Genomic DNA, 1,927 nt, shown 5'->3' on the forward strand with positions numbered 1-1,927 from the left:
GCCTGCCAGCTTTGGCGAGCTGCAGCCGCTGCTCGCCGCCAAGGGTGTGGCACTGGCGAGCGACACGCAGGATTACATGATCCCGATCGCCGTCGAGGCGAACAAGGTCCAGGACCGGCTCGGCCTGTTCGGCGCCATTGTCATTCTCGTTTCCTCGATCGCCGGCGCCGTCTATGCGCTCAGGCAGATCGAGCCGCGCGCCAGGGCACGCAACAATGTCGAGAGGCTGATGCTGTGGGGGCTGCTTGCCGCCTCCACCATCGCCATCCTGACCACCATCGGCATCGTGCTTTCGATGCTGTTCCAGACGATCACCTTCTTCGAAAGCGTCTCGCCGATGAGTTTCTTCTTCGGCACCGTCTGGGATCCGCGTTTTGCCGCTGCCGGTTCGGGCGGCAGCCAGGGCCAATTCGGCCTGATCCCGCTTCTTGCGGGCACGCTCTACATCGCCGCCGTCGCGCTGCTGGTTGCGGTGCCGGTCGGGCTGATGTCGGCTGTCTACATGGCCGAGTATGCAACGCCCAAGGTGCGCTCGGTGGTTAAGCCGGCGCTTGAACTGCTGGCCGGCATACCGACCATCGTCTACGGCATCTTCGCCGTCGTCACGCTTGGGCCGTTCCTGCGCGACCTGTCCGCGGCGCTGACCGGCGGTTCGCCCTTCATCCAGGGCCAGAGCATCTTCACCGCCGGCCTGGTCATGGGCGTCATGCTGATCCCGGTCGTGTCCTCTCTTTCGGACGACATCATAACCGCGGTGCCGCGCGCCATGCGCGACGGGTCGCTTGGCCTCGGCGCGACCCGCTCCGAGACGATCAAGCGGGTGATCCTGCCGGCTGCACTACCCGGCATCGTCGGCGCCATCCTGCTGACCGCCTCGCGCGCCATCGGCGAAACGATGATTGTCGTGCTGGCGGCGGGCGTCGCCGCCAACCTCACCATCAACCCGTTCGAGGCGATGACGACCATCACCGTCAAGATCGTCAACCAGCTCACCGGCGACCTCGAGTTCAATTCGCCGCAGACGCTGGTCGCCTTCGCACTCGGCCTGACGCTGTTCGCGCTGACGTTGGTGATGAACATCGTCGCGCTCTACATCGTGCGCAAATATCGGGAGCAGTACGAATGACCGACATTTCCATGGATACGATGGTCAGGGCGGCGGCCCATCCGCGCCGCGACATCGGCCTGAAGGCCCGTTACGCCGCCGAACGCCGTTTCCGCATCTATGGCGTCGTGGCGATTTCCGTAGGCCTGGCGTTCCTGGCAATCATGCTGATCACCATCGTCTCGAAAGGCTACACCGCCTTCTGGCAGACGACGGTATCACTGCCGATCTCGTTCGACGAGAAGGTGATCGATCCTTCCGGCAAGCGTGCAACCGATCCGAGCGTTCTGATCAAGGCAAATTATCCCAAGCTCGCCGAAAACGCGCTTGTGGCCAAGCTCGGCATCTCTCCTGATGACAAGCCGATGATCCAGAAGCTCAAGGGCTTCCTGTCGGAAGGCGCCCGCGTCCAGTTGCGCGACATCGTTGCCGCCGATCCGTCCGTGATCGGCACGACACGCAGCGTCAACATCCTCGCCGCCGCCAATCTCGACTCGGCTTTCAAGGGCCAGATCGACCTCAGTGTCGAGGAAGCGCGACGCAAGGTCTCGGACCAGCAGATCACCTGGATGAACAAGCTCAAGGCCGAGGGCGCGATGGCCGAGCACTTCAACAGCGGCCTGTTCACCTACGGCGCCTCCAGCCGCCCGGAAACCTCGGGCATGGGCGTGGCGATCATCGGCTCGTTTTATATGATGGTGATCGTGTTGCTCCTGGCGCTACCGATCGGCGTCGCCGCCTCCATCTATCTGGAGGAGTTCGCCAAGAAGAACCGTTTCACCGACCTTATCGAGGTCAACATCAACAATCTGGCAGCGGTGC

Annotated in this window: 2 protein-coding genes; both read left to right on the forward strand. The window is 63.1% G+C overall.

What is annotated here, in order from left to right; translation table 11 throughout:
* Nucleotides 1-1,126 (forward strand): phosphate ABC transporter permease subunit PstC (pstC, locus tag EN750_RS32045; RefSeq protein WP_127399084.1); only part of this gene is annotated, 1,126 nt, incomplete at its 5' end.
* Nucleotides 1,123-1,927 (forward strand): DUF3333 domain-containing protein (locus EN750_RS32050; RefSeq protein ID WP_127399085.1); only part of this gene is annotated, 805 nt, incomplete at its 3' end. The genes pstC and EN750_RS32050, both read left to right, overlap by 4 nt.

Origin of the sequence: Mesorhizobium sp. M7A.F.Ca.ET.027.03.2.1 (genome assembly GCF_003999175.1) — a bacterium.
Lineage (GTDB): Bacteria > Pseudomonadota > Alphaproteobacteria > Rhizobiales > Rhizobiaceae > Mesorhizobium.